This window comes from Nocardia cyriacigeorgica, assembly GCF_010868145.1.
In the GTDB taxonomy this organism is placed as follows: Bacteria; Actinomycetota; Actinomycetes; order Mycobacteriales; family Mycobacteriaceae; genus Nocardia; species Nocardia cyriacigeorgica_D.
In genome coordinates this window covers 1-277 of the sequence record NZ_JAAGUY010000094.1, presented here as the reverse complement: position 1 = coordinate 277, position 277 = coordinate 1, and the positions used below count along the sequence as shown (strand labels likewise).

1 protein-coding gene is annotated in these 277 nt (G+C 70.0%); it reads right to left on the bottom strand.

Annotation, left to right across the window (positions count from 1 at the left end):
* On the bottom strand, positions 1-277 hold a 277-nt coding region (locus GV792_RS28895), incomplete at both ends, for a replication initiator (RefSeq protein ID WP_375154483.1).

The following is a 277-nucleotide window of genomic DNA, read 5'->3' as shown; positions in this document are numbered from 1 at the left end:
GATCCCGACCGCCGCGAGGGTTTGCCGAACGAAATCGGCGCGGTCCTGCTTGTGGTCCGGGAGCGTCTTGTTCGACCAGCGACGCGAGACCAGCACCCGCCGACCCGGCAACCCCAACGTGTCGCGGCGGTGTGCCTTGCCCTTGCACTTGCCCGGCTGCGTCTTCGCGGTGGCGCCCTTCGGGACGATCCCGTACCGCAGCCAGACACCGCAGCGAGGCGAGCACGGCGTGTGCTGGAGTTCGGCGTGGAGCCGGTCGTAATGCTCGGCGGTGCGC